General features: G+C 54.4%; 26 protein-coding genes. 10 read left to right on the plus strand and 16 right to left on the minus strand.

Annotation, left to right across the window (positions count from 1 at the left end; translation table 11 throughout):
• Positions 1 to 300 precede the first annotated feature (300 nt).
• The 16 genes from E0E41_RS01350 to E0E41_RS01425 all read right to left on the minus strand — a co-directional run bounded on the left by E0E41_RS01350 (position 301) and on the right by E0E41_RS01425 (position 14,662).
• A complete protein-coding gene (locus E0E41_RS01350) occupies positions 301 to 687 on the minus strand; it encodes a helix-turn-helix domain-containing protein (protein WP_165450483.1) in 387 nt (128 codons plus the stop codon).
• Entirely contained in the window at positions 671 to 1,033 is a 363-nt protein-coding gene (locus E0E41_RS01355) for a hypothetical protein (protein WP_130868430.1), read from the minus strand. Before E0E41_RS01355 ends, E0E41_RS01350 begins: the two co-directional genes overlap by 17 nt.
• A 152-nt stretch (positions 1,034 to 1,185) precedes the next feature.
• A complete protein-coding gene (locus E0E41_RS01360) occupies positions 1,186 to 1,575 on the minus strand; it encodes a sigma-70 family RNA polymerase sigma factor (RefSeq protein WP_130868431.1) in 390 nt (129 codons plus the stop codon).
• Between the two features lie 338 nt (positions 1,576 to 1,913).
• Positions 1,914 to 5,198 (minus strand): DEAD/DEAH box helicase family protein, encoded by a 3,285-nt coding sequence (locus E0E41_RS01365; RefSeq protein WP_207303183.1) that lies wholly within the window; start codon positions 5,196 to 5,198, stop codon positions 1,914 to 1,916.
• A 27-nt stretch (positions 5,199 to 5,225) separates the two neighbouring features.
• The gene (locus tag E0E41_RS01370) at positions 5,226 to 5,726 is read right to left on the minus strand and encodes a hypothetical protein (protein ID WP_130868432.1); all 501 of its coding nucleotides are present in this window, start codon (positions 5,724 to 5,726) and stop codon (positions 5,226 to 5,228) included.
• 11 nt (positions 5,727 to 5,737) lie between these two features.
• Positions 5,738 to 6,880 carry a restriction endonuclease subunit S gene (locus tag E0E41_RS01375; protein WP_130868433.1) on the minus strand — a complete coding sequence of 381 codons (1,143 nt, stop codon included), beginning with the start codon at positions 6,878 to 6,880 and terminating at the stop codon, positions 5,738 to 5,740.
• Complete coding sequence (locus tag E0E41_RS01380) at positions 6,880 to 8,376, minus strand: HsdM family class I SAM-dependent methyltransferase (RefSeq protein WP_130868434.1); 1,497 nt, start codon at positions 8,374 to 8,376, stop codon at positions 6,880 to 6,882. The genes E0E41_RS01375 and E0E41_RS01380 overlap by 1 nt, the downstream gene beginning before the upstream one ends.
• A gap of 6 nt (positions 8,377 to 8,382) precedes the next feature.
• Positions 8,383 to 9,441, minus strand: coding sequence for a Fic family protein (locus E0E41_RS01385; protein ID WP_130868435.1), 1,059 nt, complete (start codon positions 9,439 to 9,441; stop codon positions 8,383 to 8,385).
• 186 nt (positions 9,442 to 9,627) lie between these two features.
• On the minus strand, positions 9,628 to 10,035 hold the full coding sequence (locus tag E0E41_RS01390) for a hypothetical protein (RefSeq protein ID WP_130868436.1): 408 nt from the start codon (positions 10,033 to 10,035) through the stop codon (positions 9,628 to 9,630).
• A gap of 77 nt (positions 10,036 to 10,112) precedes the next feature.
• Entirely contained in the window at positions 10,113 to 10,562 is a 450-nt protein-coding gene (locus E0E41_RS01395; protein WP_130868437.1) for a V-type ATPase subunit, read from the minus strand.
• 449 nt (positions 10,563 to 11,011) lie between these two features.
• Positions 11,012 to 11,446 carry a hypothetical protein gene (locus E0E41_RS01400; protein WP_130868438.1) on the minus strand — a complete coding sequence of 145 codons (435 nt, stop codon included), beginning with the start codon at positions 11,444 to 11,446 and terminating at the stop codon, positions 11,012 to 11,014.
• 95 nt (positions 11,447 to 11,541) lie between these two features.
• Positions 11,542 to 11,802: a hypothetical protein gene (locus tag E0E41_RS01405; protein WP_130868439.1), complete on the minus strand. Its 261-nt coding sequence runs from the start codon at positions 11,800 to 11,802 to the stop codon at positions 11,542 to 11,544.
• Positions 11,803 to 11,817: 15 nt separating this feature from the next.
• The gene (locus E0E41_RS01410) at positions 11,818 to 12,456 is read right to left on the minus strand and encodes a hypothetical protein (protein WP_130868440.1); all 639 of its coding nucleotides are present in this window, start codon (positions 12,454 to 12,456) and stop codon (positions 11,818 to 11,820) included.
• Between the two features lie 162 nt (positions 12,457 to 12,618).
• Positions 12,619 to 12,942 carry a DUF6809 family protein gene (locus tag E0E41_RS01415; protein WP_130870732.1) on the minus strand — a complete coding sequence of 108 codons (324 nt, stop codon included), beginning with the start codon at positions 12,940 to 12,942 and terminating at the stop codon, positions 12,619 to 12,621.
• Between the two features lie 50 nt (positions 12,943 to 12,992).
• The gene (locus tag E0E41_RS01420; protein WP_130868441.1) at positions 12,993 to 13,955 is read right to left on the minus strand and encodes a tyrosine-type recombinase/integrase; all 963 of its coding nucleotides are present in this window, start codon (positions 13,953 to 13,955) and stop codon (positions 12,993 to 12,995) included.
• Positions 13,952 to 14,662 (minus strand): tyrosine-type recombinase/integrase, encoded by a 711-nt coding sequence (locus tag E0E41_RS01425; protein WP_130868442.1) that lies wholly within the window; start codon positions 14,660 to 14,662, stop codon positions 13,952 to 13,954. Before E0E41_RS01425 ends, E0E41_RS01420 begins: the two co-directional genes overlap by 4 nt.
• Before the next feature lie 774 nt (positions 14,663 to 15,436).
• Here E0E41_RS01425 and E0E41_RS01430 point away from each other — a divergent pair.
• From E0E41_RS01430 to E0E41_RS01470, 10 genes are all read left to right on the plus strand, one after another.
• The gene (locus E0E41_RS01430) at positions 15,437 to 15,883 is read left to right on the plus strand and encodes a translation initiation factor 2 (RefSeq protein ID WP_087378800.1); all 447 of its coding nucleotides are present in this window, start codon (positions 15,437 to 15,439) and stop codon (positions 15,881 to 15,883) included.
• Between the two features lie 131 nt (positions 15,884 to 16,014).
• Positions 16,015 to 16,905: a toprim domain-containing protein gene (locus tag E0E41_RS01435; RefSeq protein ID WP_242623648.1), complete on the plus strand. Its 891-nt coding sequence runs from the start codon at positions 16,015 to 16,017 to the stop codon at positions 16,903 to 16,905.
• Between the two features lie 74 nt (positions 16,906 to 16,979).
• On the plus strand, positions 16,980 to 17,888 hold the full coding sequence (locus E0E41_RS01440) for a hypothetical protein (RefSeq protein WP_087327449.1): 909 nt from the start codon (positions 16,980 to 16,982) through the stop codon (positions 17,886 to 17,888).
• A gap of 35 nt (positions 17,889 to 17,923) precedes the next feature.
• Positions 17,924 to 18,658 (plus strand): class D sortase, encoded by a 735-nt coding sequence (locus E0E41_RS01445; RefSeq protein ID WP_087327452.1) that lies wholly within the window; start codon positions 17,924 to 17,926, stop codon positions 18,656 to 18,658.
• A 144-nt stretch (positions 18,659 to 18,802) separates the two neighbouring features.
• The gene (locus E0E41_RS19335; protein WP_438819444.1) at positions 18,803 to 19,969 is read left to right on the plus strand and encodes a thioester domain-containing protein; all 1,167 of its coding nucleotides are present in this window, start codon (positions 18,803 to 18,805) and stop codon (positions 19,967 to 19,969) included.
• A 17-nt stretch (positions 19,970 to 19,986) separates the two neighbouring features.
• Complete coding sequence (locus tag E0E41_RS19340; protein WP_438819445.1) at positions 19,987 to 21,663, plus strand: MSCRAMM family protein; 1,677 nt, start codon at positions 19,987 to 19,989, stop codon at positions 21,661 to 21,663.
• 81 nt (positions 21,664 to 21,744) lie between these two features.
• The gene (locus tag E0E41_RS01455) at positions 21,745 to 22,116 is read left to right on the plus strand and encodes a single-stranded DNA-binding protein (RefSeq protein WP_087378806.1); all 372 of its coding nucleotides are present in this window, start codon (positions 21,745 to 21,747) and stop codon (positions 22,114 to 22,116) included.
• Positions 22,116 to 23,030, plus strand: a complete 915-nt coding sequence (locus E0E41_RS01460; protein ID WP_087378808.1) for a hypothetical protein — start codon at positions 22,116 to 22,118, stop codon at positions 23,028 to 23,030. Before E0E41_RS01455 ends, E0E41_RS01460 begins: the two co-directional genes overlap by 1 nt.
• Positions 23,027 to 23,524, plus strand: a complete 498-nt coding sequence (locus E0E41_RS01465; protein WP_087378810.1) for a hypothetical protein — start codon at positions 23,027 to 23,029, stop codon at positions 23,522 to 23,524. The genes E0E41_RS01460 and E0E41_RS01465 overlap by 4 nt, the downstream gene beginning before the upstream one ends.
• Entirely contained in the window at positions 23,521 to 23,940 is a 420-nt protein-coding gene (locus E0E41_RS01470; protein WP_087378812.1) for a synapsin-1 (Synapsin I), read from the plus strand. The genes E0E41_RS01465 and E0E41_RS01470 overlap by 4 nt, the downstream gene beginning before the upstream one ends.

The raw sequence follows: 23,940 nt of genomic DNA on the forward strand, positions 1-23,940 counted from the left end.
GACCCCTGTTTTTTTCTTGTGAGAGTAAGCACAGCGGGATAACGACCGCAGAATTTCCTGTTCTCTCTGCTTTTGACCCCATTTTCAACGTCTACGGAACCCCCTGAAACTGCCCGCACTGCGGGCAGAAGTGATTGGCAAAGGCGTCGATGTTGACGCCTTGCCTTTATCCTGCCCCTTCTTTCGTCCCTCGGAAGCGGCCCACTCCGCCTCCAAAGCCCCAGGTAGGGCAAGGACTCCACTCTTCTCTGAAGGAGGGCACACAGCGCCTCACAGCGGGGCACACGGGTCGTTCTTTGGTTACTGCCCCAGGAGTTTTTGTAGCCGCTGCCGCTCTGTTGCCAGTTCCAGCTCTGTCAGCTTTTCTTCGTAGTGTCGGGTAATCACATTCTGCGGCGGCAGCAGAGTGAACTGCAAGGTTCCGTTGCGGGCTACGCCTGCTTTGGTCGTAACTTTGGTGGGCTCTGCCGCGATGAGCCCCCGCTCCTCCAGCTTTTTTACATATCGGCTCACGGTATTTTCGCACATACCAACCGCCTCCCCGATGGTCTTGTAGCTGGGCCAGCATCGGTGGGTCTTCTGGTTTTCGCACCGGCGCAGATAGCAGTACACCGCCAGCTCGCCAGGGCTCATGCCCAGGAGAAAGATCTCATTGGGCAGAGAGAAAAAGTTACCCATATACTTCATCTTGCTCCTCCTCTGATAGATCAGGATGGAGCAGCTGCAGAAATTCATCCACGCTGTTGATCACCCCTGCTTCTTTCATTTTCTGATACCGGAACAAGTCACAGACGGTTCGGAAATTCACCTCCGCACACTCCAGTAACTTGTCCATTGCCACCATCTGTTGGTGGGGGCTGAGAGTGGTTGGCTTATCGGGCTCCATTAGATATGCACGAAGCTGTTCCGCCTCTGGCATATCATCACCCAGCACTCGCCCCATCGCCCATAGGACATAGTCCACTGTCTCACGTTCGCACTTGAGTTTCAAAAGTCTATTCAGGAATTTGTTGTCCAGCTTAAACTCTTCCATAGATTACACGCTCCTTATGTTCGTTCAGTTAGGCAGTTCCGGCTGCGGCCATTCAACCGGGTTTTCGGGAAGCGAAAACTTTGCCCCTCACTGATAAGGACACTTACAGGAGGTTTGTAAACCAGAAAAGTAAAAAAAGTTGAGGAGCCCTGTTACGTGACAGAGCTCCTCAACTTTTCGTGGAGTTTTTTCAGCCGCTTTGATACCGCCATCTTGGATACACCGTAGACCTTCCCGATCTCCTCCATGGTCAGACCGCTGCCATACCGGAGTTCGATCAGATCCCGGCCCTGGTCACCCAGGCCATCCACGGCTTTTCGCAGATTTTCAAGGCGGAGGTTCCAGAGCGCCGCATCCTCCACGGGACGCCTGACACAATCCAAACCGGACAGCACCGTTTCAAACTCACTTTTACTCAGATGCCTTTGGTCCTGTTTTTCCTGCGCCTGTTCCCGTTTCCGATCCTGCTCCAGGAAGTCTGCGACCTCCTTTGGCACTGATACTGGCTCCCCATTGTAGATGATATCGACGGTGTCGTTCATTCGTGTCCTTTCCGCTTTTCACGGAAAGATACACACCCGCGCTGCCGGCACAGCGCCAAATACTGAAGACCTTCATGGAGATTTCCTTCGTCTAGGGTGGTTTACAATGCCCTACGAGGCCCACGAATGTCTGAGGTCCCACCAGGGTGTGGACCTCACCGGAAAGCTGCGAGTTTTGGCTTTCGCCTGATTACATTATAGAACAAATGTTCGTATATGTCAATACTTGGTTTTCCTTTTTTCATCACGCCAGAGATATGGTTCATACTCTCTGGGTAGAGCAAAGGCTCGAGGCACATGATGCGCCTCGAGCCTTTTTGTTTTCTGCGGTGCAGCCTTTAGGCCGCCGCATTGGCGTTGATCCGGTCGATGACACTTTTAATCCCAGCCCACAGGGACAGGTCTGTGAAAATCTCCACGATGCTTCCCCGATCCGTGAAGGGCGGTTCCTGAAGCACAGACAGGTCCTTCATCACGCCATTGTGTACGATGTACTCCACAATCTGGTTGACGAAGTAGATCTGCCGGCTGTCCAGGTTGACATCGTTTAAGTACTGGGCGAAGGCCTCCTTGGCGGCCTTCATGTCCATGCCTACGATCTCCCGGACGAACTCTCCCAGCGGCTTTTGACCCACCTCGGCCTCATAGTCCTGCCTGGTGCCCACCTCGCTCCAGAGAATGGTCTCCAGTTCTTTCACATCCTCTGCCGTCAGCGGCACATTGGAGCGCAGCTTGACGATGGCGGGCTTATCCTGGTGCTGGCGGACGTAGAACTCCGCCTTGGCCTTGTAGTTCTTCAGGTCATCATTCTCCAACTCCGACTCCTTCCACTCCACGGACAGGATATCATCTGTAAAGTTGGTATTGTAAATCGCGCCGTCGTGGGGCAGATACTTCATCAGGTTCCGCAAGCACTCCCGGATGTGTTCAAACTCGTTGATCCCGGCGTTGTCCAGGTAGTCGGTATGCAGGATCTTTTCGATGAGCTCAGACTGGGCCCGGATTTCCGGGATGTTGGCCACGCTGGCCACGCCGCTGACCTTCTTCACCAAGTCCTTTCGGGCTTTCTTGTAGGTCTTTCCCACCAGATAGGCCAGTTCGATGCCGTACATCAGTGCGTCGAAGCGCACCGCACTTGCTTCATCCATGTCCGGCTGGAGCAGCGGAGCCACCTCGTCCCGCAGATAGAGGGTGTCCTCATAGCTGAGGGCCTGATAGCTTGCCATGTCGGCAAACTTCTCCACATACCTCAGGTGCTGCCGCACAGCAAAGTTCTCCCGATCCAGCTGCTGCACCTTGGAGAGCGTCTCTCCCACCAGCTTCTCTCGGAAGGGGATCAGTTCCTGGGTCTGGTAGGCCAGATCCTGGAGCTTGTAGACGATCTGGGCTTTCAAATAGAAGATGGCGCTTTGCAGAGCCATCTGGTTGGCGGTGGCCTTACCCTTGTTCATGCGGAAGAACTCGAAGTTGCCGCACAGGTCGAAGATGTAGAACTTGCTCTTGTCCTCCCCGTCCACCAGCCCCGGGCACAGCCGGGTGCCCCGGCCGATCATCTGCCAAAACTTCGCCTTGCTCATCACCTTCTTGAAGAACACCAGGTTCAGCACCTCGGGCACGTCAATGCCGGTGTCCAACATGTCCACGGAGATGGCGATCTGTGGCAGCTTTTTCGGGTCGGAGAACTCGTCAATGGCACTCTGGGCGTAGGTCATGTAGTTGTCGATAACCTTGGCGTAGCCGGGCAGATGGGGGTACTCCTTGCCGAACACCTCCAGAATTTTCTCGGCATGGCGGTGGTTCTTGGCGAAGATGATGGTCTTGCCCAGCTTCTCCCCGTAGTCGATTTTCAGGCCGTTGGTCATCAGCAGGTTCACTGCCAGACGGATGGTGTCCTCGTTGAACAGCCACTCGTTGAGGGCAGAGGATTCGATCCGCTCGGGCAGCTCCCCGTTCTCGTCGGTAAAGGTGGCCTCGTATTCCGCCTTTTCCTCCTCAGACAGATCGGCGTAGGAGATGCCCTCCTCCAGGAATTTCAGCTTGCTCTCCACGGTGAGGAAGTCCACCAGGAAGCCGTCTTTCACCGCCTGGGCCAGTTCGTAGCCATAGGTGGGCACGCCGCTCTCCAGCTCAAAGACCTCGTAGGTGTTCTTGTCGATCTCATCCTTTGGGGTGGCGGTGAGGCCTACCAGGGGGGCGTCAAAATAGTTGAAAATGTCCCGGTACTTGTTGTAGATGGAGCGGTGGGCCTCGTCGCAGATGACCAGATCGAAGTGGCCCACGGTGAACAGCTTCCCCTCCCCGTCCTCCACCGAGTCGATGCAGTTCATCATGGTCTGGTAAGTAGAAAAGACGCAGTGGGCGGTATAGTTGTCCTTCTCCTCGCACAGGTTGGTCACGGATAGATCGGGCAGCAGGTTTACAAAGCCGCGCTTGGCCTGGGTGACCAGAGAGTTGCGGTCAGCCAGAAAGAGGACATTTTTCACCCAACCGTGCTGGAGGAGCACATCCACCAGGGCGATAACCGTCCGGGTCTTGCCGGAGCCGGTGGCCATGACCAGCAGGGCCTTCCGGCGGTTCTGGGTCAAGGCCTGGCAGGTGGCCTTGATGGCCCCCTCCTGATAGTAGCGGCCAGCGATGGCGTGGTCCACCTGGATGTACTTGAGGCTTGTCCGCATGGCCCGGAGGTTGAAGAGCTTCTCCAGGTCCCGCTTGGAGTAGAAGGCGGCCACCCGGCGCTCCGGGTAGGCCCCGTCGTCCAGGCGGGTGTCAAAGCCGTTGGTGAGGAAGATCACCGGGCGGCGGCCATACTTCTGCTCCAGCAGGTCGGCGTACAGCTTGGCCTGCTGGCGGCCCTTGGCCGGGTCCACACAGGTGCGCTTGGCCTCGATGACAGCCAGGGGGCGGTGGGCGTCGTCGTAGAGCACATAGTCGGCATAGCCCACCTCGCTCTTGTTGGGCATGCCGGGCAGCTCCACCTCATTGAGCCAGTCCTTCCCCTCGGTCCAGCCTGCGTCGGTGAGCATGGCATCGATGTACAGCTTGCGGGTCTTGTACTCGGACAGATCCAGGGGTTTGGGGGTGTAGCTGGGCTGCTGGGCCTCCCGGCGGGCGGTGAGCTCTGCTTTGAGGGCCTGGTTTTCCGCCATGAGAGCGGCCAGGTCCACCTCGGGCACGGGAGCGGGGGCCGGAGCGGCGGGCTGCTGTTCCAGAAGGCCCGGGTCAAATGCTCCGGGGGTGTAAGTGGTACCATAGCAGCAGGCGATGAAGTCCATGAAGTACCAGAGGTTTTCCAGGCACAGCCGGGCCTGTTCCCTGGTGATTTTCTTCCCGGTGTGGGCGGCGGCATTGCCCGTCTGGCGGATGTACCTGAGGCGCTGCCACAGATCCCGGTCCACGATGGCCCGGAAGTCCTCGGTGTCCATGAGGCTGGCCAGCCGGTCGTCGTAGGGCATGACCAACCCGCCGTCCACGGAGTACATCCATTTGACGGCAAACTCCATACACCGGCGGCAGTTGACCACACAAGCCGCCGGGTCGATGGCATAGATTTTTTCCGCCGAGACAGCCACCTCTCCAAAAGTAGTAAATTGGGGGTCGGAGAGGAGAAAATCAAAGTTGGTCATTATATTACCTCGCAAATAAACATTGCTCTATCGTCTATTTTGTACCCTTCCATTTGACTGTGAATTCTTTTTATTCCACAGAGAGGAAATGGCATTTGCGCAAAGTTGAGTTAAAGGTTCACCAATGGCCGCTTTATAATTAAACCCTAAAAGTTGCATTGTTTTTAATGTATCGACGCTGATTAAATCCTTTATTGCCTCAAATCCTTCAATATTTGTCCCCGGCGAAAAGGACTTGATAATGTCGAGCAAGCGAGTTGCTGTCAAATTCAAATGTTCAATATCCTCATCACTTATAATGATTCTATCCAATTCTGATTTATACGCTTGAGCAATTCTTATGGCTTCTTCTCGCTCTTGCAGTACCTCATTGATTAGTTCATCGTAGGTAGTCCGCAACTTTTCAGCATCTTTTATTTCTTTTGCAGCACGAATCTTCTTATTAACCGCAGACGCCGTACCTTTTACAGCCAATTCAGCAAGCGTAATCCCCATTTCAACCAATGGCTGTGCATATGTATCAGTCATTTTATATCACCTCACCCAAAATATTGCTGCATTAGCGCTTTTTTCAGTGCTTCCAGTTTATCAAGGCTCCGCTGAATCGTCAATTTTGATTTCTCCACGCTTTCGGCAAAAGAAGCAAATTGATTTTGTATACTGATTTCTGGCATAGGTATTTGAATTGCTTTAAACTTCTCCATGGAAACATTATACATGGAACCGCTTGTCCCTGTGGATGCTGCCGAAAACTTGTTTCGGATAGTCTGACTACTTAGAATATACTTCATGTAAATTACATTAGTCACATCAGAAAAACGGATTTTCCATAACTTATCCGGCAAAATCAACTCGGGATAATCTTCCCTGATAATTGCTGTGGCACCCACCATTTCTTTTGTATTTGCACGACTAAACAGCAGATCACCTTTTTGTGGGGAAACATATTTTTTTATGTTTTCTTGGTCATCTAAAACCTTGCATTCTTCTGGAATAAAATAGCCTTTTGTTACTGCACTAACCTTTAAAACGGCAATTTCACCCGCTTTTTTCTCTCGTTGTTTTCCGTTTCCGCTCCATCCAGAATCAATTGATTTGATTACTGAGCCAATTTCTACAATTAACCAATTCATTGGATTGATCTCTGGGTCCCCAAACATCTCCACAAACCGTGCTTTAACCAGCAGATCCAGCTTGTCCAGCTGCGCCCGGCGCTTGGCAATCAGGTCACTGACTTTGTCCAGCGTGGCGGCAATGCGGCACTGTTCCTCCAATGGTGGCAATGGTATTTCTGTTTCAGCCAGAGTTTTTTTGTTAATTGCCTTAAAGGTACTTCCCGTACCTTTCGAATTTAGTTCGTCAACCTTGCATTCAAGCCCGTACCATAAATATTTGGGGCTACACAATGTCTCATTTACGGTCAATGCTGCAAGTCCACGACCAATACAGCATTGTTTATCAGCGATGTTAAGCGCTCCTATCGGTGCACGCACAGAAATTAAAATATCACCGCACTCTGCAATTTTTGCGGGTGCATTGCACCAAATTCTAACCTTTGGATGAAGTTCGCCGAAGTCTGCGTTGCCTTGAAAAAAAGGCATTCCTTCTCCGCTTTCATTATAACTGGAAGACTCAGGGGATTGTCCCATGTTAATGCTGCAAATGTCTTCTAATCTCGCCATCACACCATCTCCTCCAGCTCCGCCAGGCCTGCGGAGATCTCCATCTCCAGCTCGTTGAGGTCGGCCAGAATCTCCTGGGTGGAGGGGTACTCCACAGGGACATACTCCACCTTCTTATACTTGTTGATGGAGAGGTCATAGCCGTTCTGGGCGATCTCCTCACGGGACACCAGGAAGGACTGCTCGGTGCGCTCCCGTTCCTTCTCCCCTTCCCGGTTATGGAACCGCTTGACGATATCGGGGATGTCGTTCTCCTTTATTTCGGTGCGCTTATCGTCCAGGGAGAAGCCGTCGGCCTTCATGTCGTAAAACCACACATCATCTGTGCCGCCGTGGCCCGTCTTGGTGAACACCAGCACCGCCGTGGACACCCCGGCGTAGGGCTTGAACACCCCGGAGGGCATGGAGATCACCGCCTCCAGCCGGTTGCCCTCCACGATCTCCTTGCGGATATCCTTGTGGGCCTTGGAGGAGCCGAACAGCACCCCGTCGGGCACGATGACGGCGCACCGCCCGCCCACTTTCAGCATCCGAAGAAAGAGAGCCAGGAACAGAAGCTCGGTTTTCTTGGTCTTGCACACCTTCAGCAGGTCGGCGGACACGATGTCCGCGTCCAGGCTCCCCTTGAAGGGGGGATTGGCCAGAATGAGGGAATACTTCTCCCGGTCGGTGTTCTGGTCGCTGAGGCTGTCCCGGTACTCAATGTAGGGGTTATCGATGCCGTGGGTCATCATGTTCATGGCCCCGATGCGCAGCATGGTGCGGTCCATGTCGTAGCCGTGGAACATGTGGTTCATGTAGTGGTCCTTCTTAGCCCGGTCGTAGAAGATTTCCTCTTTACAGTTCTCCTTGAGGTATTCCCCCGCCGCCACCAGGAAGCCGCCGGTGCCGCAGGCCGGGTCGCAGATCACATCGTCCGCCCGGGGGGCCATCATGTCCACCATCATGCGGATGATGTGCCGGGGGGTGCGGAACTGGCCGTTCACCCCGGCGGTGGCAATCTTGGACAGGAGGTATTCATAGATGTCGCCCCGGACGTCGGCGTCGTGGAGCTGCTCCGCCTGGGCGTAGATCTCGTCCATGGCGGTGACGATCTTGTCCAGCATCAGAGGCGTGGGGATCTTGAAGATGGCGTCCCCCATGTACTTGGCGTAGGCGCTGTCCTTGTCGGCGTGAAGGTCCTTGATGAAGGGGAACACCCACTCCTGCATGACGGAATACATCTGCCCGGCGGGGAAGTCGTGGAACACCGACCACTTGAGCTGATTGCCCGGGATGGTCCGCTCCCCCACCTGTACCTCGCCGGCAAAGATGCTCTTGTGGGGCAGGCCCAGCATGGCACTCTCCCTGGCCCGCTGGTTGTCGGCGGCGTCCAGGTCGTGGATGAACATGAGATAGGTCATCTGCTCCACCACGTCCAGGGGGTTGGTAATGCCGCCGGTCCAGAAGGTCTCCCAGAGGCGGTCGATCTTGTTTTTCAGTTCGCCAGTGATCATGTTCTCTTACTCCTTTTCCCGGTTCCAGATATAGGCGGTATAGCGCCCGCCGCTGAGTTTCAGAATTTCCCCACCCTTTTGCAGATCGGCCAGAGTGCGCTGCACAGTAATCTGGCTGATATCGGGGCACTGTTCCATAATCTCTGCCTTGGTGATCTTTCCAAGGGTGCCTTTGATGATTTCCCGGATGCGGTCCGGCTTGTTCATGCCACTGACAGCCAGAGCCTGCACTCGGGTGGAAAAGTCCCGGTAGGCTGCCGCCACCACGCCCAGGGTATAGCGCACAAAGGGGGCGTAGTCATTGGTTCCCTCGTGCCACCCCCGGGAGCTCTGCTGGAGGGCTTCATAGTAGGTTTCCTTGCTCTCCTCAATGAGCTTTTCGATGCTGATATACTTGCCCACGATATACCCCGCCCGGTAGAGCAGCAGCAGGGTCAGCAGGCGGCTCATGCGGCCGTTGCCGTCGTTAAAGGGATGGATACAGAGAAAGTCCAGAATGAACATGGGGATCAGTAGCAGCGGGTCCATCTCACCCTTCCCCACAGCCTCCTCATAGGCCCGACAGAGACAGTCCACCGTCTCCGGCGTCTCCCATGCGGGGAGTGGCTGGAAACGAACGGTTTTGTTCCCCTGGGCATCCGTCTCGGCGATCACATTGTCCGCCGTTTTGTAGTTACCGCCGTAGGATGCGCCGCTAAATTTATAGAGATCCCGGTGGAGCTGCAGGATCAGGGAGGATTTGGGCGGGATATAGTCAAAGCTCTCATGGATGGTGGCCAGCACATCCCGATAGCCAGCGATCTCCTGCTCGTTCCGGGTGCGTGGGGTGGTCTTGTCCTGCACCAATTTTTTCAGGCGCTCGTCCGAGGTATAGATTCCCTCGATTTTATTAGAGGACTCGGTACTCTGGATCTTGGCGATCTCCACCAGCTTGGCCAGGGTATCGGCTTTGGCTTCAATAAACAGAGCCTGTTCACCTTTATATTCATGGATCTGAGTCAACAGGGCCACGATATCCGGCGTAAGCAGCTTCTCATAGTTCTTGGAAAAATCGTAGGTGCGCATTCTGTACCTCGCTCTGCGTAATTTCATCATTTTACTTATAATGATATAATTAAACTATATCAAGTAACCTTGACTGTGTCAAGGTTTAACTATATCATTTCAATAAAAATGATATAGTTAAACCAGTAGAATATAGCAATGCCGCCCTAGGATATCAGCCCAGGACGGCATTGCTTTGATTCGATTTCAGTCCCACGCGTTAAAGATAATCTCCCCCACCGTCTGGGGGTTCCAGTAGCGGATCTGCTCCAACTCTCCTTGGTTCAGTTCCCCGCACAGACCACGCCAGTTTTGGTTTAGCTCGCCGGTACTTAAAAAACGCACCGTTCCCTCCGGCAATCGGAGCCACTCCGGCGGGCCGCTGAAAATAAATCTGCCGTCAGCGTCCCGCTGGGCAAAGGCCCCATAGGGATAGTGGATGTTCTGTAAAAGAAAGACAGATTGGTCATATCTGCTGAGTTTGGCAGAATAGAAGTTCCTTGAGGCGGTATCCGTGTCCACTTCTGCCACAGTCTCACCATTTTCCACGGCAATGGAGTAGCACATCTGACAGAATGCTTTTTCGTCTAAAAACGGCGGCGGGGCTGTGTTCACGCTCCAAAATCCTGTAATTCCTCTTGGAAGTATCATTTTATCGTCCTTTGTTTGTAGTTCTTAGCAGATTTCCACACTCAGCGAACGACCTCCAAGCAGTAGAACCACGGCCGGTTGTGATCTCTGTTATCCCAGTTTTCTGCTTGAACGATCTCTTTCATGTCATCGGCGGTCAATTCGTCAATAGGAACTGTTTTTTTGCTGATATGCGGTCTGTCATCAAATTCCCAATAGCCAGAGAGCCAGACATTCCAAATTTCTACGCTGTCAGATTGTATCAGAGCGGTTCTAATATAATCAATAATTTGCTCGGCCCGTCCATCGGTAAACTGATGCAGTTCAAGATAAGCTCCGTATTTCTTCTCGCGGTATAGATCCACCTCGTCAAAGGGCAGCAGGCAATAATTATCATCCGCTCCCCCATCGAAGATAGTGCCCGTGTCCAAATTGATCTCGAGAGGATACTCCTGCGACGGAGTAACTTCGGGCAGGGGAGTATCGGCTGCTATAAAAATGCAGTTACTCATAGAAAATTTCCTTTTTCTCTTTATTGTTTTCTCCTGTCCATTCTACCCACTTTGCATGTTCCAATGTCATAATGGTGTGTTCAGGATATCTTCTGTGAATTTCGGTAAGGCAAATGCTTTCCCACTCTCCATACAAGCCCTCACCGGTTACCTGAAACTCTTCAGGGTTCCAATTAGATGATTTATATGTAGAATCCAATCTTCCGCAAATTTCGCATTGTCCTCCCCAACAAAATGAGTCACTACCATAGTGTAAGATGATTTTTTTGTATATGTGTTTATGCTTAGACCGTTTTCAGCTATCAGAGGTAGCAGCCGTCTTTGATTTACCTTTGTGCGGAGGTGTTCCTTCCTCTATTGGTTGCTGATATTGCTTTTTATATAAATGTGTTTTTTCAGGATTCATCGTTAGATTTCCTCCCTGATTATCTTTATACATCGGTGCATTTTCACAATTTCGTATCCCGTTTTATAAATGTCACCGTGGGATATTCGTCTGACAAAATGTCTGCCATCAGGTTGGTTCCACAGATAAAAAAGTGGTGGGTCTCCTCCGGAACAAGGTAGTTTTCCTCCCGGAACTTGGTCAGATGCTCAGAGGTCTCGCTGATATAAAAGGTCCAGAGCGACCAGTCCGGCGTTTTCTCGGACACCCACAGCTCCGGACGGTAGCTCTCGTCAGTGACGGTGTAAGAAACGATCCTGTCCCACACCAGCCGGAGGGCCCACTCCGACCGTTTCTCCTTTTGAAAATGGTCGGGGCGCAGGAGGACTACAAAGCCCTCCTCCCCTTCAAATCCGATCTTCTCCACATCATAGACTTCGTCTACTTCCGGATGGGGGATCCACTTTCTGAAATTTTCCCAGAAATGATGCTCCAGCATGGTTCCGCCCTCCTTTCCCGGTCAGTCTTCCATCCCAACGGATTTTAGCCGGAAGGCAACTCTAATCGTCTGTCGTTTTTCCATATCCGGTTGCATCACGGCTTCTCTCTCCTTTTTCTCACGATGGCCTTCAAAAACTGTAGGTAGCAGGCAAGAGCGATCGTCCCCATGCCCAGAAAGATCCCCCTTCTAAAAAGACCTTGACCCTCTATCACAAATACCAGAAGAAACAAGCTGGAGATGGCGATGAGAAACACGAGAGATATGAGGACAAAGCAGAGGATCCGAACAGGTCTGGAAACCTGCTCCGACTGCGCCGCGTCCATACATCCCTGAAATAAAAGATCAAGCCACATCGCTACTTCGCCTCCTCACACCAGGAGCCACTTCTGGCCGTCTGGCATGGCTCGGAGGCTTCCCTGCATTCGTTCCAGGATTTCTCCTGTGTCAAAATCCCGTACCAGAACCTCATCCCGGTAGTCTGGATCCTCGTACCAGACTATGGTATAAAGCCTGTTCCCTTCCAGAAACGCAAAATACTCGTTCTCCTCCACCGCAAAGTCCCGGCGCTCCGGCCAAAGGAGTTGAATCCTGTTATTATGCCCCGACCGTATCAGCATGAGAGGCGATGCCTCCAGCATCAGATTACAGCAGTCATCCGCAAGGTCAAGAGGCACCACAGCCAGCGGCTCGGTGGTTCCGTCCGCTTCATGGAAATGCAAAACATGAATCTCTCCCTTTGGAAAATCCACTAGGAGCAACGCCACTTGCCCGTCGTGGCACACCGGTCTGCCCAGGTACTGCCCTGGTTCTGCGCATACCGGCTCGCAGACCGTTCCCTCCGGGAAACGAACCAGGATAAGCCGGTTTCTCCGGATAGGATGGCCACTGCGGAACAGTTCCTCCGCCTCGTGTAAATCTCCGCTGGCATAATCAGTGCCCCAGTACCACTCGCTACTGCCAGCCAACGGCTCCAGATAGGTAATCCCATTTGTGATGATGTGTTTCATGTCCTGTCCTCCGGCTATGTCCTGATTTGGTTCTGAGATTATAGCACGTCGAACAGAAGAAGCACATGAACATTTTCTTAAGGTTTCTTAATCTCTAGAATCGAACTGTCTTTTTGTTTATGCGGCGCATTTTTGCGGGTGGCTGCTGCGGCAATTCGTCTTCTATTCCGGCTCCTCCTCAGATATGAAACGAGCGCCCGGTCTCCTGGCTCGGCAGGAGGCTGATCGCTCGTTTTCATCGTTGTGTAATTCTGCTGAAAGCCTCCACGCCAGCTCAAATCCGGCGATAAAGCTGTCCAGGGAGGTTTGCTCTCTGATAGAGTCCTGAGCGTCGATGATCCCCAGCACCAGTTTTCGCTCCGGTTTTTCCAGAGCCGCAATCAACGCTTTGTGGCACTCCTCCACTTCCCTCTCCTGTTCGTCAAACTTCGGGCGGATATAAAAGCAATCATACAGCTCTTTGAGCAGTTTGTTTTCCACGGTCATCGCCTCCTCTTGTGCCACAAACATATACCACACCTCTTGAGGAATATCTATCAGAATTTCAGAAGATAATCCAGAAGGTCTGCCGCCTGCCGGAGCTCTTCCGTGGATGCTTCGTTGGGCCCGCTTTTGGTGGGTGTATTGGACAGGTATGGCGCATAGTTCTGCCGTGTCATTGCGGTTCTGAAATGGCCCAGCATCTGTGCTACTTCTTTTGCGCCCCTTCCATTCTGCAGCGATAGGACGGCGCAGGTGTGCCGGAGATCTACGAACCGAATGTGATCCAGCCCGGCCTCTTTGATAATTTTATTGTGCAGCCGGCGCACCATCTGTGGTGAGTAGGGCCTCTGGGTGGCAGGGTGCATGAACATGAGTGGACTTCCTGGGTGTTTGGCATGTTCCAGGCGCAGGAGTTCAACCGCTTCCGGGGTCAGGCTGACAATCCTTGTGCCGCCTTCGTACTCCACCAGCTCTCGCCGTTCCACCGAACGGCTCTCCGTGATGGTCAGCGTCCGCTCTTTTATATCCAGGTCGCTCCACTTCAGGGCGATCAGTTCTCCTTGCCGAAGTCCCGCCGTCAGCGCCAGCAGGAACATGGGGAGGTGGCCCAACCGCTCCGCCGCATCCAGATAGTCCTCCACTTCTGCCGGCGTCAGCACATTGGCGCTGACCTTCTTGGGCTTTGGGTAGTGAAACCCACGGGCAGGGTTGTCCGTTATCAGTCCGTCCCGCATTGCTTGATCCAAGCATTGCTGGAGCAGGCGGTGGATGTGCCGCATGGTATGCTCCCCCAACCCTGGATATTCGGGGCTTTCCGGGCGGTGACCGCCAAAGCGCCTTCGCTCCTCCAGGAAATCTCCCACCTGCTCCACGGTCAATTCAGAGAGCTGAATCTCCCCCAGTCCGGGGAGAATGTGGTTCTTGAAGATGTAGCCATGAGCTGCGTAGGTAGTCGGCCTGCTCTGGTTCTTGTCGTAGACCTCCCGCCAGCGGAGAATATAGTCTTTCAGCGTCATATCCCCACCTCCATGCACTGACGCTGCAGGTTCCGAAAGGAAACCCACGGTAAGCATGCCTGTTTGAGTATCCGCTTGTGGAGGTAATAGAACTCGTGGAGCTGATACGGCGCTCCGGTCTTGGGGTTGAGGAACACATAGCAGCCGGTTTCAGGTATGTGTTCCAGAAGATGCTCCGCCTTGCTATTAAGGGTCAGTAGCCGCTGTCCCTTGAGAATGTACCGGCAGCGGATATGAAAATCGGCCCACGACAAGGTGATGAGTTCACATTGCCGCAGGCCGCTGGATAGTCCTGTGTAGATGAGAGGGAGTACGCCCAGTTGTTCCGCCGCATTCAGATACCGCTGGAGCTGCCCCAGGCGTAAGGGAGCGGTCTTATATTCCTCTGCCTTTGGTTCCTGGCAGAGCCGCACCGGGTTGTAGGGGATGCGCTGGTCACGGGCCGCTTCATCCATACAGCGCCGCAGGAGCAGGTGGACGCACCAGACGCTTCTCGCGCTGAGTCCCTGACTCCGCAGGCTGTCATAGAAACTGGTGACGGTACCTTCTGACAGCTCAGCCAGCGGGATGTCCCCGATTTTGGGGAGAATGTGGCGGTAGATCAGGTTGCAGTATCCGCTTACGGTGCTGCCGTTCCATCTGCCCTGATTCTCGCAGAACCAGCGGTCGCACCACCGGCCTACCGTGAGGTTAGTCTCTTTCTGCATATCGTCTCCTCCTTTCGGCAACCGAACAATACCACAGAAAGAGGGAAATAGCCACTACTTTATCGCCCCGTGTATGCCTTTGTTGTCTTTTGTGCGGCTGCATGGTAAAATGAGATACCTTTCCAGGCTACTTGTAAAGAGTGCTCTATTCTTTGTTTATGCGGCGCAATTCCTGCGTCCCGTCTCTGAGGTGATCCGCCCTGTCATTGCCCTTGAAACCAGGCGGAATATCTTTTAATATACAGAATCCAATCCCACACAAATCCCAAAAGACGAAAGGTTTTCTTGAAACAAGCAGGGCAAAAGAGTTCTAAAGAGGAACTGCCGAAGCAGCGGAAAGCGTCAAAGAGAGCGGTAAAGTGCCGGCTGAAGGTTCCGACACACATTTGGGAGCAAGATGCCGGGAGTTCGAGTCTCCCCACTCGGACCAACTAAGGTTGCTGAAAAAGATGCAACCCCTGAAACCCTTGCTGCGGCAAGGGTTTCAGCCGTTTCAGAGGGAAAAATCGAGCACCAGCCGAGATGGAGATGCAAAAGGCCATTTTCGTGATGTGGGGTGATTCGAACCTCTGAGCAAAGAGAAAACAGCGAGAGAAGCCCCCGCTGGTAGTTCAAATCGAACTGCTAGCGGGGGCTTCTCGCTTTTTATTACGTAGCTGTTTCAGTTGGTGGTATTGCTTGCTTTGTCCTTGGTTCCTTGGTGGTCTTGGTAATAGCTTTCTGACATGGTTTTGGATATACTTGCGTTGCAAAACGAGGAAAGGAGCGCAGACCATGGCAGACAAGAAAAATCTATGCGCCCAAATCGACATCGCCCTGCACAACCGGGTAACAGAAGAAAAAGACCGCCTGGAGATGACCACCAGCCAGTACATCGCATCACTGCTCACTGAATACTACAAGATGAAAGATGAGAATGGAGGAATCAACATGACAGGCAGCAGAACGATAGCATTCCAGATCCCCGAGGAACTCTTCCAGCGCATCAAGACCCACCTGGCCAGAGAAACGGCTCGGACCGGCGTAAAGCTCACCCAGCGGGACTTCGTCCTGGGCCTGATCGAGCGGGCGCTGGCGGAAGCCGAAGCCAGCCTGGCCCCACAGGAGGCCCCGGAGAGCACCGAGGAAGCCCCGGAGGACAGTGGAGCCGCCGGTACCACCCCAGACGCCAGCGAGGCCAGCGCAGAGGCGGAGAGAGACACAGCGGACATCGAACAATAACACAAGGAGTCAAAGCAAGGGGCCGGAGAACACATCTCAAGCGGATGTGTCCTCCGGCCCCTTTTTTGTTTTTTCGAGAAGGAGATGACATGATGCAAACAGCAGAAAGGACGCGTTTTACAGAGGCTGAAATGGCCACTGTCCGAGACACGGACCTTCCGGATCTGCTGAGCTCCCTGGGCTACCAGGTGAAGCGGATCGGCAGGTACTACACCACGCAGGAGATGGACAGCATCCGAATCAAGGACAGACGTACCTGGTTCCGCTACTCAGAGGGCATCGGCGGAGATGCCATCACATTCCTCCAGCGGTTCTATAACAAAAGTTTCCCGGAGGCCGTGGAGTACCTGCTGACCTGGCATGGCCGCGCCCGTGACTCTCCCTCGGTGAGCACTCCGCGGCAGACCAAGGAAAAGGAGGAAAAGGTCCCCTTTACCCTCCCCCCTGCCAACGTGGATCACCGAAGGGTGTTTGCCTATCTCCGCAAGCGTGGGATCGCACCCCAAGTGATCCGGGGCTTTGTGGAGGCTGGATTGCTGTACGAGGACGCCCAACATCACAACTGTGTCTTTGTTGGCCGGGACCAATCAGGAGCGCCGGTATTTGCCAATCAACGAGGAACCTATGATTGGAACAGCAGCAGCTTCAAGGGGGATGTCCCAGGCAGCAATAAGGATATCGCATTTCGACTTCACTGCAGCAAGAAGCATGATGCAGTTCTTGTCTTTGAGGCCCCAATCGACCTGATGAGCTTCTGCACCCTGCACCGGAAAGTAACCTCCAACGCGGTGGCGCTGTGTGGGCTGTACGAAGGAGGACTGCGGACCTATCTGCGAGACAACCCACACATACGCCGGATCATTCTGTGCCTGGATAACGATGAACATGGTCAGCAGGCAACCCAAAAGCTCCGAGAGATGTTTTCCGCAAAGGACTATGAGGTGTCTCAACAACTTCCGCCACAGGGAAAGGATTGGAATGAGTATCTGCTGCAACGAAATGTGCTCCGGGAAAGGGGGTGAAAATTCCAAAAAGAAGAAATGACAATATGATTTCCGGCAAATCAAAAGAAAAATTGTTGTAGGAGGAATCCAATATGAAACGCATTTTGACCACGATGTGCGCCCTGACCCTGCTCCTGGCGGCATCTGTCCCTGCTCTGGCCGCTGAACCGGAGCAAAGTGCCAGTTACTACCCCACATCGGTGGAGGAGTATATGGAGGGAGACAGCCCCAGGATCAAGAAAGTGTACCAGCTGTCCCTGGCAGATGACCCCTCCCAGATTCCCACCGAGGATTTTGAGCGGGATGGCCGCCTCTATTATCTGCTGGACATGACGCGGAAGGACGAGGTTGGGGTGGACATTCAGACCATCACCCAGACCAAAACTCTGGCCAGTGAGACCAACAATATGGAGAAGATCCTCCAGAGTCTGGAACCGCAGATGGAGGTAACCACAGAGGACGGTTATACTGGCACTCTGACACTGGATCATACCACTGTCAAGGTAGCGGCAGACGGTTATGCTACCCGGACAAAGGATCTCTCCGCCACCCGCACCTATCCCAATCTCTCGGAAGCGGATGTATCTTTGATTCCAAAGAGCATTGAGGACAATGGGAAAAGCCTGACTCTGGCAGACGTCCAGTGGGCCGAGACCAGTGAAGCTGGGGCGGATGGGGCCGTCACCCGTTATACCGCCACTGCCAAATATACCGGCACTACCAGCAGCACCTATGCTACTGGCTACACTGTTACGGCAGACTATACCGGCCAAGTTTCCAAAACCAACTGCTCTGTGTTGACCTATACCGCCATTTTTGGCAGCATGGAGATCCCCGCGGAGCAGACTGACCCGGCCCCCACAGATACCCCTTCCAGCGAAAACTCAAACGGGGCCATGGCAGATATCGACATCAAACAGCCCCTCCTGATTGGCGGCGCGATTCTCTTGCTGACTGCAGGTGGGGTTTTCCTGTTCAAGCGGTATAAAGGAAGGAGCTGATTCAACTGAAGCTGAGAGCACTTCTGCTGGCCACAATGCTATGCACCCTGTGCGTGGGACAGGCCAGCGCCCTGGAATATACCATGGAGGCCCCGGACGATTACCTATTCGGCAGACCTACCAGCGATGACACCATCTACGAATGGGAAGATCCCAATGTAGACCGGAGTAAGAACACCGCCCTGATCCCGCCTGGATTTGGCACACCTACCAGTTACCTCCCCGGCAGCGGCGACCCTCTGACGCCCAATCTCATCCCCGGTGCTCTGGATGGTGGCGGGCTGGTGTCCCAGACCGGGAGCGTCAACTATCCTGTGATCGACACAGGAAATGGGAGCAGTTCTGGCCAGAACGTCGGCTATACCGCCGTCACCAGCGATCTCTACTACTCCGGCGGACACCTGGGGACACTCAAGATCCCGGCCATCGGCCTGTCTACCAAGGTCTACGAAGGGACAGACAGCAGCACTCTGGCAAAAGGGGCCGGTCATTTCCCTGGCACCAGCATCTGGGATGGAAACTGCTGTATTGCGGGTCACAACCGCGGAGTCCGGGATGATTTTGGAGACCTGCATACCCTGGAGCCAGGCGATACCATTACCTGGACTACCAAACTGGGCACACGCACCTATCAGGTGGTCAGTGTAGAAAAGGTACTGGAGACAGACACCAGCGACACAGCCTCTACCACCGACAACCGCATTACCCTATTTACCTGTGTCCGTGATCAGCAGGAATACCGCTGGTGCGTCCGGGCCGTAGAACTTTAAGCGCAGAGCGTTTTCTCTCAACACAAGGAAACGCACTGCGCTTTTTTCTTTGCTTCTTCTGAATCTTAACTAAATCATGTTTAGAAAGAGGTGGTGAGCAACGTATGTTCAACACCTCTTTCCGCCCATTTTGAAGGAGGCGCTATGAAAAAACTGCTATCCCTGTTTTTGGCCTGTATCCTGCTGCTTGGCATCCTGCCCACATCAGTCTTTGCCGCAGACAGTGTGGAAGAAGCCCTAGGCGAGGTCAACATCTACAATGGAGACTATGAACTGGGCTATCTCTCTATCAACGGAGCAGTCAAAAAGCAGACATACACCTACTTTTTGTACGAATCCAATGATGGAACAACAAAGGAGTCCCCAGCCTACTGCGTCAACCCCACCACCCCCGGAGTCCCGCAGAGCGTAGGCCCTGGTGAGAGCATCAAGTACCTGGCCGAGGAAAAGGCCAGCGACCCCAAGGTGGTAGGCATCATCTCCAACGGCTACCCTCACCGCAGCCTGGGGGAGCTAAACCTGGACAACAAATATCAGGCATATTACGCCACCAAAATGGCCCTTTGGTGCTACCTGCTCCCCAACTGGAATATCGCCAATCTGAAGGTAGCCCCCGGCCTGACCGGCTCTGAACTGGACATTGGCAATCGCATCCTAGCTGCTGCCAAGGACATTTATAAGCGGGGTACGACCTACAACTATATGCTCTCTCCCCGGATGACCGTCACAGCGGACAAGTCTACGGCCTACCCCGTGACCATCGACGGCCAGGCATACTTGCAACAGGTATTTACTGTCTGGAGCGAGACCTGGGTGTACGACTATGATGTGACCGTATCGTTCTCTGATCCCGGCAGTGTTCCGGATGGCACAAAGATCGTGGATGCCAACAACAACGAGATCACCGCCGTTACCACCCAGCCCACCTCGGATGGCTACGCGGGCACATTCAAGGTGCTCTATCCCGCCAGCAGTGTGGAGGGACAGTCCGGTAATGTGCAGCTCTCCCTTTCCGCACCGGTAGCCCAGTATGCTGCCATGTACGCTGTGTGCCAGGAGAAGGACAAGTACGGCGAACTGCAAAACTACATCTGCGACCTGGACAACAATGTGCGGCTGGATGTGGCCGCCATCAGCAGTTATGCGGACGGCGGGGAACCCGGCCCGGACGAGACGGCCCTAAAGATTGTGAAGCTGGAGGAAGGGACCGAGCTCCCTCTGGAAGGGGCTGTATTCTCCATCTATGACCCGGAGGGACGCAAGGTACGCCCCAAACCGTACAGGTCAAGGAAGGGCAAACCGTCACGGTAGAGTTCCGCAACCAGCCTATGGGAAACCTCATCATCCATAAGCTGTCCAGCAAGGACAAGATCCCGCTGGAGGGGGTGCAGTTCAAGATCACTTATGCGGATGGCACCTATCTCCCAGACGAGGGCGGTAAGCTGTCCTCCAATGGCCTGTACTGGACCAATGCGGAGGGCCAGATCGTCCTTTCCGGCATCACCGGCACAGTGGTAGTAACTGAAGTGGAAAGCATCCCTGGGTACACCATCGACCCCAACACCCAGAGCCAGACGGTGGTGGTCAACCCGGTCGATACACAGGAACTCTGGTTCTACAATTCGCCGGTAGGCGGTGTGGAGTTTACCAAAGTCAATGAGGCAGATAAAACGGAAACCATCTCCGGCGTCACCTTTGAAATCCGCCGCGTCAGCGACGACGCTCTGGTGGATACCGTGACCACTGGGAAGGATGGAAAAGTGTTTCTGCCCCTGGAGGCTGGCGACTACTATGCCCAGGAGACCAAGGCTGCGGATGGATTTAAGCTGGATGATACGCCCATCTATTTTACCGTCAAGGACGGAGAGACCACCCGCAAGACGGTGACCAACAAGGCATTCTCCGGCATCCTGCTGCACAAGATCGACGCAGACACCCGAAAGGGCATTTACGGCGTGACCTTCCTCCTCTACGACGGCAATATGAATCCTGTGGATCAGTTCACCACCGACCAGAACGGATACGCCTACATTGACACCCTGGATCTGTCTGGCAAGGTGTATCTGCGGGAGCTGGAGAACGAGGGCTACATCGTAGACGAACAGCTGAAAACCGTCTATATAAAGCCTGGCGAGACCACGGAAATCACCTGGGAAAACCGGGCCATCACAGGCCAGATCCAGATTGTCAAGAAGTCTGCCGACTACAACCCCACCAACGGCCTGCCTGCCGGAACGCTGCTGGAGGGGGCCGTATTTGAGATTTATGATAAGGCGGGTAATCTAGTGGACACCATCCGCTCCGACAGCCGAGGGCTGGCCGTGTCCAAACCTTTGCCTCTCTCCCGCTATACCATCCGGGAGGTCAAGGCTCCGGCCAATTACGGCGTAAATGAAACGGAACTCACCGCCTATCTGGAACATGAGGGACAGATCGTCAAATTTGAGGTGACCAACAAGAGCCTGACCACCGGCGTGTCCATTACCAAAACCGGCCCCAAGGAGATCATGGCGGGCCAGCCGGTGCGCTACACATTCTCTGGGATTGCCAACACATCCAATGTCCGGCTGGATAGTTTTTATTGGCGCGATACCCTTCCCGCAGAGGTGCGGTTGGATACGGTGGTCACCGGAACCTATAACTTCCCCGGCACCTATAAGATCACCTACCGTGTGAACGGTGGCGAGTATCGGACCCTGGCAGACAACCTGTCCACCAGCAAGAACTACACCCTGGCTGCCTCGGCCACCGCACTGGGCCTTGCCAGCAATGAACGGATCACAGAGGTCATGTTCGTCTTTGGACAGGCCCCTGCTGGCTTTGCCCAGGTAGAAAAGCCGTACCTCCACTGCACCGCCGTGGACAACCTGGCCTCCACTTCGTTTGTCAATGTGGCCGACGTGGGCGGCGTCTACAACGGCCAGTGGGTGCAGGCCGTCAGCCGTTGGGTGACCACGGTGTACGGCAAGCCCGTCATTCCCACCCTGCCCCGGACGGGGTATTAAGCCCTTGGGGGACTCACAAAAGCTGTGAGTTCCCCTCTTTCTTACAACCAACTATTCTAACAGAAAAAGGAGAAATGAACGATGTTGAAGATCACTGCCACTGGAAATCTGACCAATGATGTGGAGCTGAAGATGAACGAAACCACGGGCAAGCCCTATGCCATCCTGCGCATCGCCTCGGACCGCCGCTATCGGGATCAGGACGGCAACCGGCTCACCGACTTCATCTCCATCAAGGTGCGCGGCCCCCTGGCCGAGTTCTGTGCCGCCTATGCCTGGAAGGGCTGCAAGCTGGCCGCCTCCGGCGACTTCGAGACCATCACTTTTTCTGACGATCCCACCCGCCAGCCCGGCTTCCTGATCAAGGCTACGGAGGTGGAGCTCCTCTCCCCCCGTCGGGCAGAGGATGCGACCGCTGCCGAGCAGAACCAGGGCGAGTGTGAGGCCGCCTGATGAAGAATACTGGGATCATTTACAGCAGCACAGAGCGCACCCCTGTCGTGCTGCCTGAGATGGCCGAGCTGCTCCCGCCTTTGAGCGAGGAGCAGCTCGGCGCACTGGAGACGGACCTCCTGAAAAATGGGTGCTATACCTCCATCATCGTCAATGAGGATCTGGTCGTTATTGACGGACATAACCGAAAATCCTTATGCGACAAGCACGGCCTGCCCTATCAGATGCTGGTGTTCGCCTTTGACGATCTGCTGGAGGCCAAGCAGTGGGCGCTGGATACCCAGAAAGGCCGCCGTAACCTGGACAAGTGGGAACTGGGCAAGATCGCCCTGAAGCTTAAGCCGGAGATCGAAGCCAGGGCCAAGGCCAATATGTCTGCCGGAGGGCGGGCATACCGCCCATCTGAGGAAGGTTCGGCAACATTGCCAAACCTTCCTCCTGTTGATACCCGCAAAGAACTGGCAGACTCCGTTGGTCTGGGTGAGCGGACCATGGGCAAAGTGATGCAGATCGACGAGCACGCCCCCGCAGCGGTCAAGGAGGCGCTGGACAAGAAGGAACTGTCCATCAACCAAGGCTACCAGATCACCAAGCAGGTGGAGGATCTGCCGGAGGAGCAGCGGGAGCAGGCCGCCCAGGAGGCGCTGGACATCCTGAGAGCAAAAAAGGAAATCCAGGAAAAGGACGCGGAGATCGACCGTGAGGGGAAGATCGCCGGGATCTTCTGCAAGGCATATGAAAAAGCGGTGCTGTTGGACCCTACAGAGGAAAATGTCCGGATCTGGGCCAAATGCACCCGCATGACCAGGGACGAGATGGAAAATACGGTGAAAGAATCCCGTGAATTGGCAGAGGTGTTTCGGACCATTGCCGACCTCATGGAGCGCCTCCTGCCGGAGAGGGGGACGCTATGACGGAAATGAGTGTCCGCCAGTGGCAGGAGCGGTTCCGTGCCGGGGATTTTTCCTCGAAAGATCGTGCCGCTCAGTGTGAGGCCGGGTGGTATGACTGGTTCTGTCAGGATGACGCGCTGGCCGGACGGCTCCAGAAGTTGAGCAAGGTGGTCATGGGGATCACCGACCCGTATATCCTGGACAACTACTATGTCTGGTTTAAGAACAACTGCCCGCTGTCTGGCCCGCTCTATGATGACGTGCGGTTTGAACCTCTGCATGGTGACCGCAACGGGAGATATTTTGTGGTCATACGGGACAGTCCCCATGAGACCCATAAGTGGACCATCTACACGGAGCGCCATGGATTTGAACAGCCGGAATTCACCTGTGCAAACGTGCGGGATATGCTCCGCCATATTAATTCCATGGCTCCAGAAACCTGGCGCGGTGATCCGCAGCCTGCAAAAGCACCGCGTTCCCCTCAAAAGAAGCGAAAGGAGGCAGAACGATGAACCGGGAAAATGAGGGTGCCAAGCCGACTGCTCCGCCCAGACTGCCGCCAGAGGCGGAGCAGGAGATCCTGGAGGCGTTGTTCGAGGGCATGGAGATCCACTCCAGCGAGATCGCCGCGATCCTGAAAAAGCATGGCGTGTGCGGAGATGCAGAGGCCCTCCAGGACAGCTACCGCAAGCGCCTGGGTCAGCGTCTCATGGCCAGTCTCCGGGATGATACCGGGCGGCGTGAGGTGCTGGCCAACGGAAAAGGCAGCTATGTAGTGCTGGAGGGCTGCGGCGACAGGCGGCAGCTCAAGCAGATCCACCGCCGTATCCAAAACCAGATGAAAGGACTGGATCTCTCGGCGCGGAAAGTGTCCGGCAGGCTGACTGTTCTGGAACGGCTGACCCAAAAGTGGAGAAGGGCTGGTTGA

It is taken from the genome of Intestinimonas massiliensis (ex Afouda et al. 2020), from assembly GCF_900626285.1.
Taxonomy (GTDB): domain Bacteria; phylum Bacillota; class Clostridia; order Oscillospirales; family Oscillospiraceae; genus Flavonifractor; species Flavonifractor massiliensis_A.

What these genes read in the sequence shown, in the direction of transcription:
- E0E41_RS01350 (WP_165450483.1), bottom strand. Translation starts at nt 687, where the DNA reads ATGAAGTATATGGGTAACTTTTTCTCTCTGCCCAATGAGATCTTTCTC.
- E0E41_RS01355 (WP_130868430.1), bottom strand. Translation starts at nt 1,033, where the DNA reads ATGGAAGAGTTTAAGCTGGACAACAAATTCCTGAATAGACTTTTGAAA.
- E0E41_RS01360 (WP_130868431.1), bottom strand. Translation starts at nt 1,575, where the DNA reads ATGAACGACACCGTCGATATCATCTACAATGGGGAGCCAGTATCAGTG.
- E0E41_RS01365 (WP_207303183.1), bottom strand. Translation starts at nt 5,198, where the DNA reads ATGACCAACTTTGATTTTCTCCTCTCCGACCCCCAATTTACTACTTTT.
- E0E41_RS01370 (WP_130868432.1), bottom strand. Translation starts at nt 5,726, where the DNA reads ATGACTGATACATATGCACAGCCATTGGTTGAAATGGGGATTACGCTT.
- E0E41_RS01375 (WP_130868433.1), bottom strand. Translation starts at nt 6,880, where the DNA reads ATGGCGAGATTAGAAGACATTTGCAGCATTAACATGGGACAATCCCCT.
- E0E41_RS01380 (WP_130868434.1), bottom strand. Translation starts at nt 8,376, where the DNA reads ATGATCACTGGCGAACTGAAAAACAAGATCGACCGCCTCTGGGAGACC.
- E0E41_RS01385 (WP_130868435.1), bottom strand. Translation starts at nt 9,441, where the DNA reads ATGCGCACCTACGATTTTTCCAAGAACTATGAGAAGCTGCTTACGCCG.
- E0E41_RS01395 (WP_130868437.1), bottom strand. Translation starts at nt 10,562, where the DNA reads ATGAGTAACTGCATTTTTATAGCAGCCGATACTCCCCTGCCCGAAGTT.
- E0E41_RS01400 (WP_130868438.1), bottom strand. Translation starts at nt 11,446, where the DNA reads ATGCTGGAGCATCATTTCTGGGAAAATTTCAGAAAGTGGATCCCCCAT.
- E0E41_RS01405 (WP_130868439.1), bottom strand. Translation starts at nt 11,802, where the DNA reads ATGTGGCTTGATCTTTTATTTCAGGGATGTATGGACGCGGCGCAGTCG.
- E0E41_RS01410 (WP_130868440.1), bottom strand. Translation starts at nt 12,456, where the DNA reads ATGAAACACATCATCACAAATGGGATTACCTATCTGGAGCCGTTGGCT.
- E0E41_RS01415 (WP_130870732.1), bottom strand. Translation starts at nt 12,942, where the DNA reads ATGACCGTGGAAAACAAACTGCTCAAAGAGCTGTATGATTGCTTTTAT.
- E0E41_RS01420 (WP_130868441.1), bottom strand. Translation starts at nt 13,955, where the DNA reads ATGACGCTGAAAGACTATATTCTCCGCTGGCGGGAGGTCTACGACAAG.
- E0E41_RS01425 (WP_130868442.1), bottom strand. Translation starts at nt 14,662, where the DNA reads ATGCAGAAAGAGACTAACCTCACGGTAGGCCGGTGGTGCGACCGCTGG.
- E0E41_RS01430 (WP_087378800.1), top strand. Translation starts at nt 15,437, where the DNA reads ATGGCAGACAAGAAAAATCTATGCGCCCAAATCGACATCGCCCTGCAC.
- E0E41_RS01435 (WP_242623648.1), top strand. Translation starts at nt 16,015, where the DNA reads ATGGCCACTGTCCGAGACACGGACCTTCCGGATCTGCTGAGCTCCCTG.
- E0E41_RS01440 (WP_087327449.1), top strand. Translation starts at nt 16,980, where the DNA reads ATGAAACGCATTTTGACCACGATGTGCGCCCTGACCCTGCTCCTGGCG.
- E0E41_RS01445 (WP_087327452.1), top strand. Translation starts at nt 17,924, where the DNA reads ATGCTATGCACCCTGTGCGTGGGACAGGCCAGCGCCCTGGAATATACC.
- E0E41_RS19335 (WP_438819444.1), top strand. Translation starts at nt 18,803, where the DNA reads ATGAAAAAACTGCTATCCCTGTTTTTGGCCTGTATCCTGCTGCTTGGC.
- E0E41_RS19340 (WP_438819445.1), top strand. Translation starts at nt 19,987, where the DNA reads ATGGGAAACCTCATCATCCATAAGCTGTCCAGCAAGGACAAGATCCCG.
- E0E41_RS01455 (WP_087378806.1), top strand. Translation starts at nt 21,745, where the DNA reads ATGTTGAAGATCACTGCCACTGGAAATCTGACCAATGATGTGGAGCTG.
- E0E41_RS01460 (WP_087378808.1), top strand. Translation starts at nt 22,116, where the DNA reads ATGAAGAATACTGGGATCATTTACAGCAGCACAGAGCGCACCCCTGTC.
- E0E41_RS01465 (WP_087378810.1), top strand. Translation starts at nt 23,027, where the DNA reads ATGACGGAAATGAGTGTCCGCCAGTGGCAGGAGCGGTTCCGTGCCGGG.
- E0E41_RS01470 (WP_087378812.1), top strand. Translation starts at nt 23,521, where the DNA reads ATGAACCGGGAAAATGAGGGTGCCAAGCCGACTGCTCCGCCCAGACTG.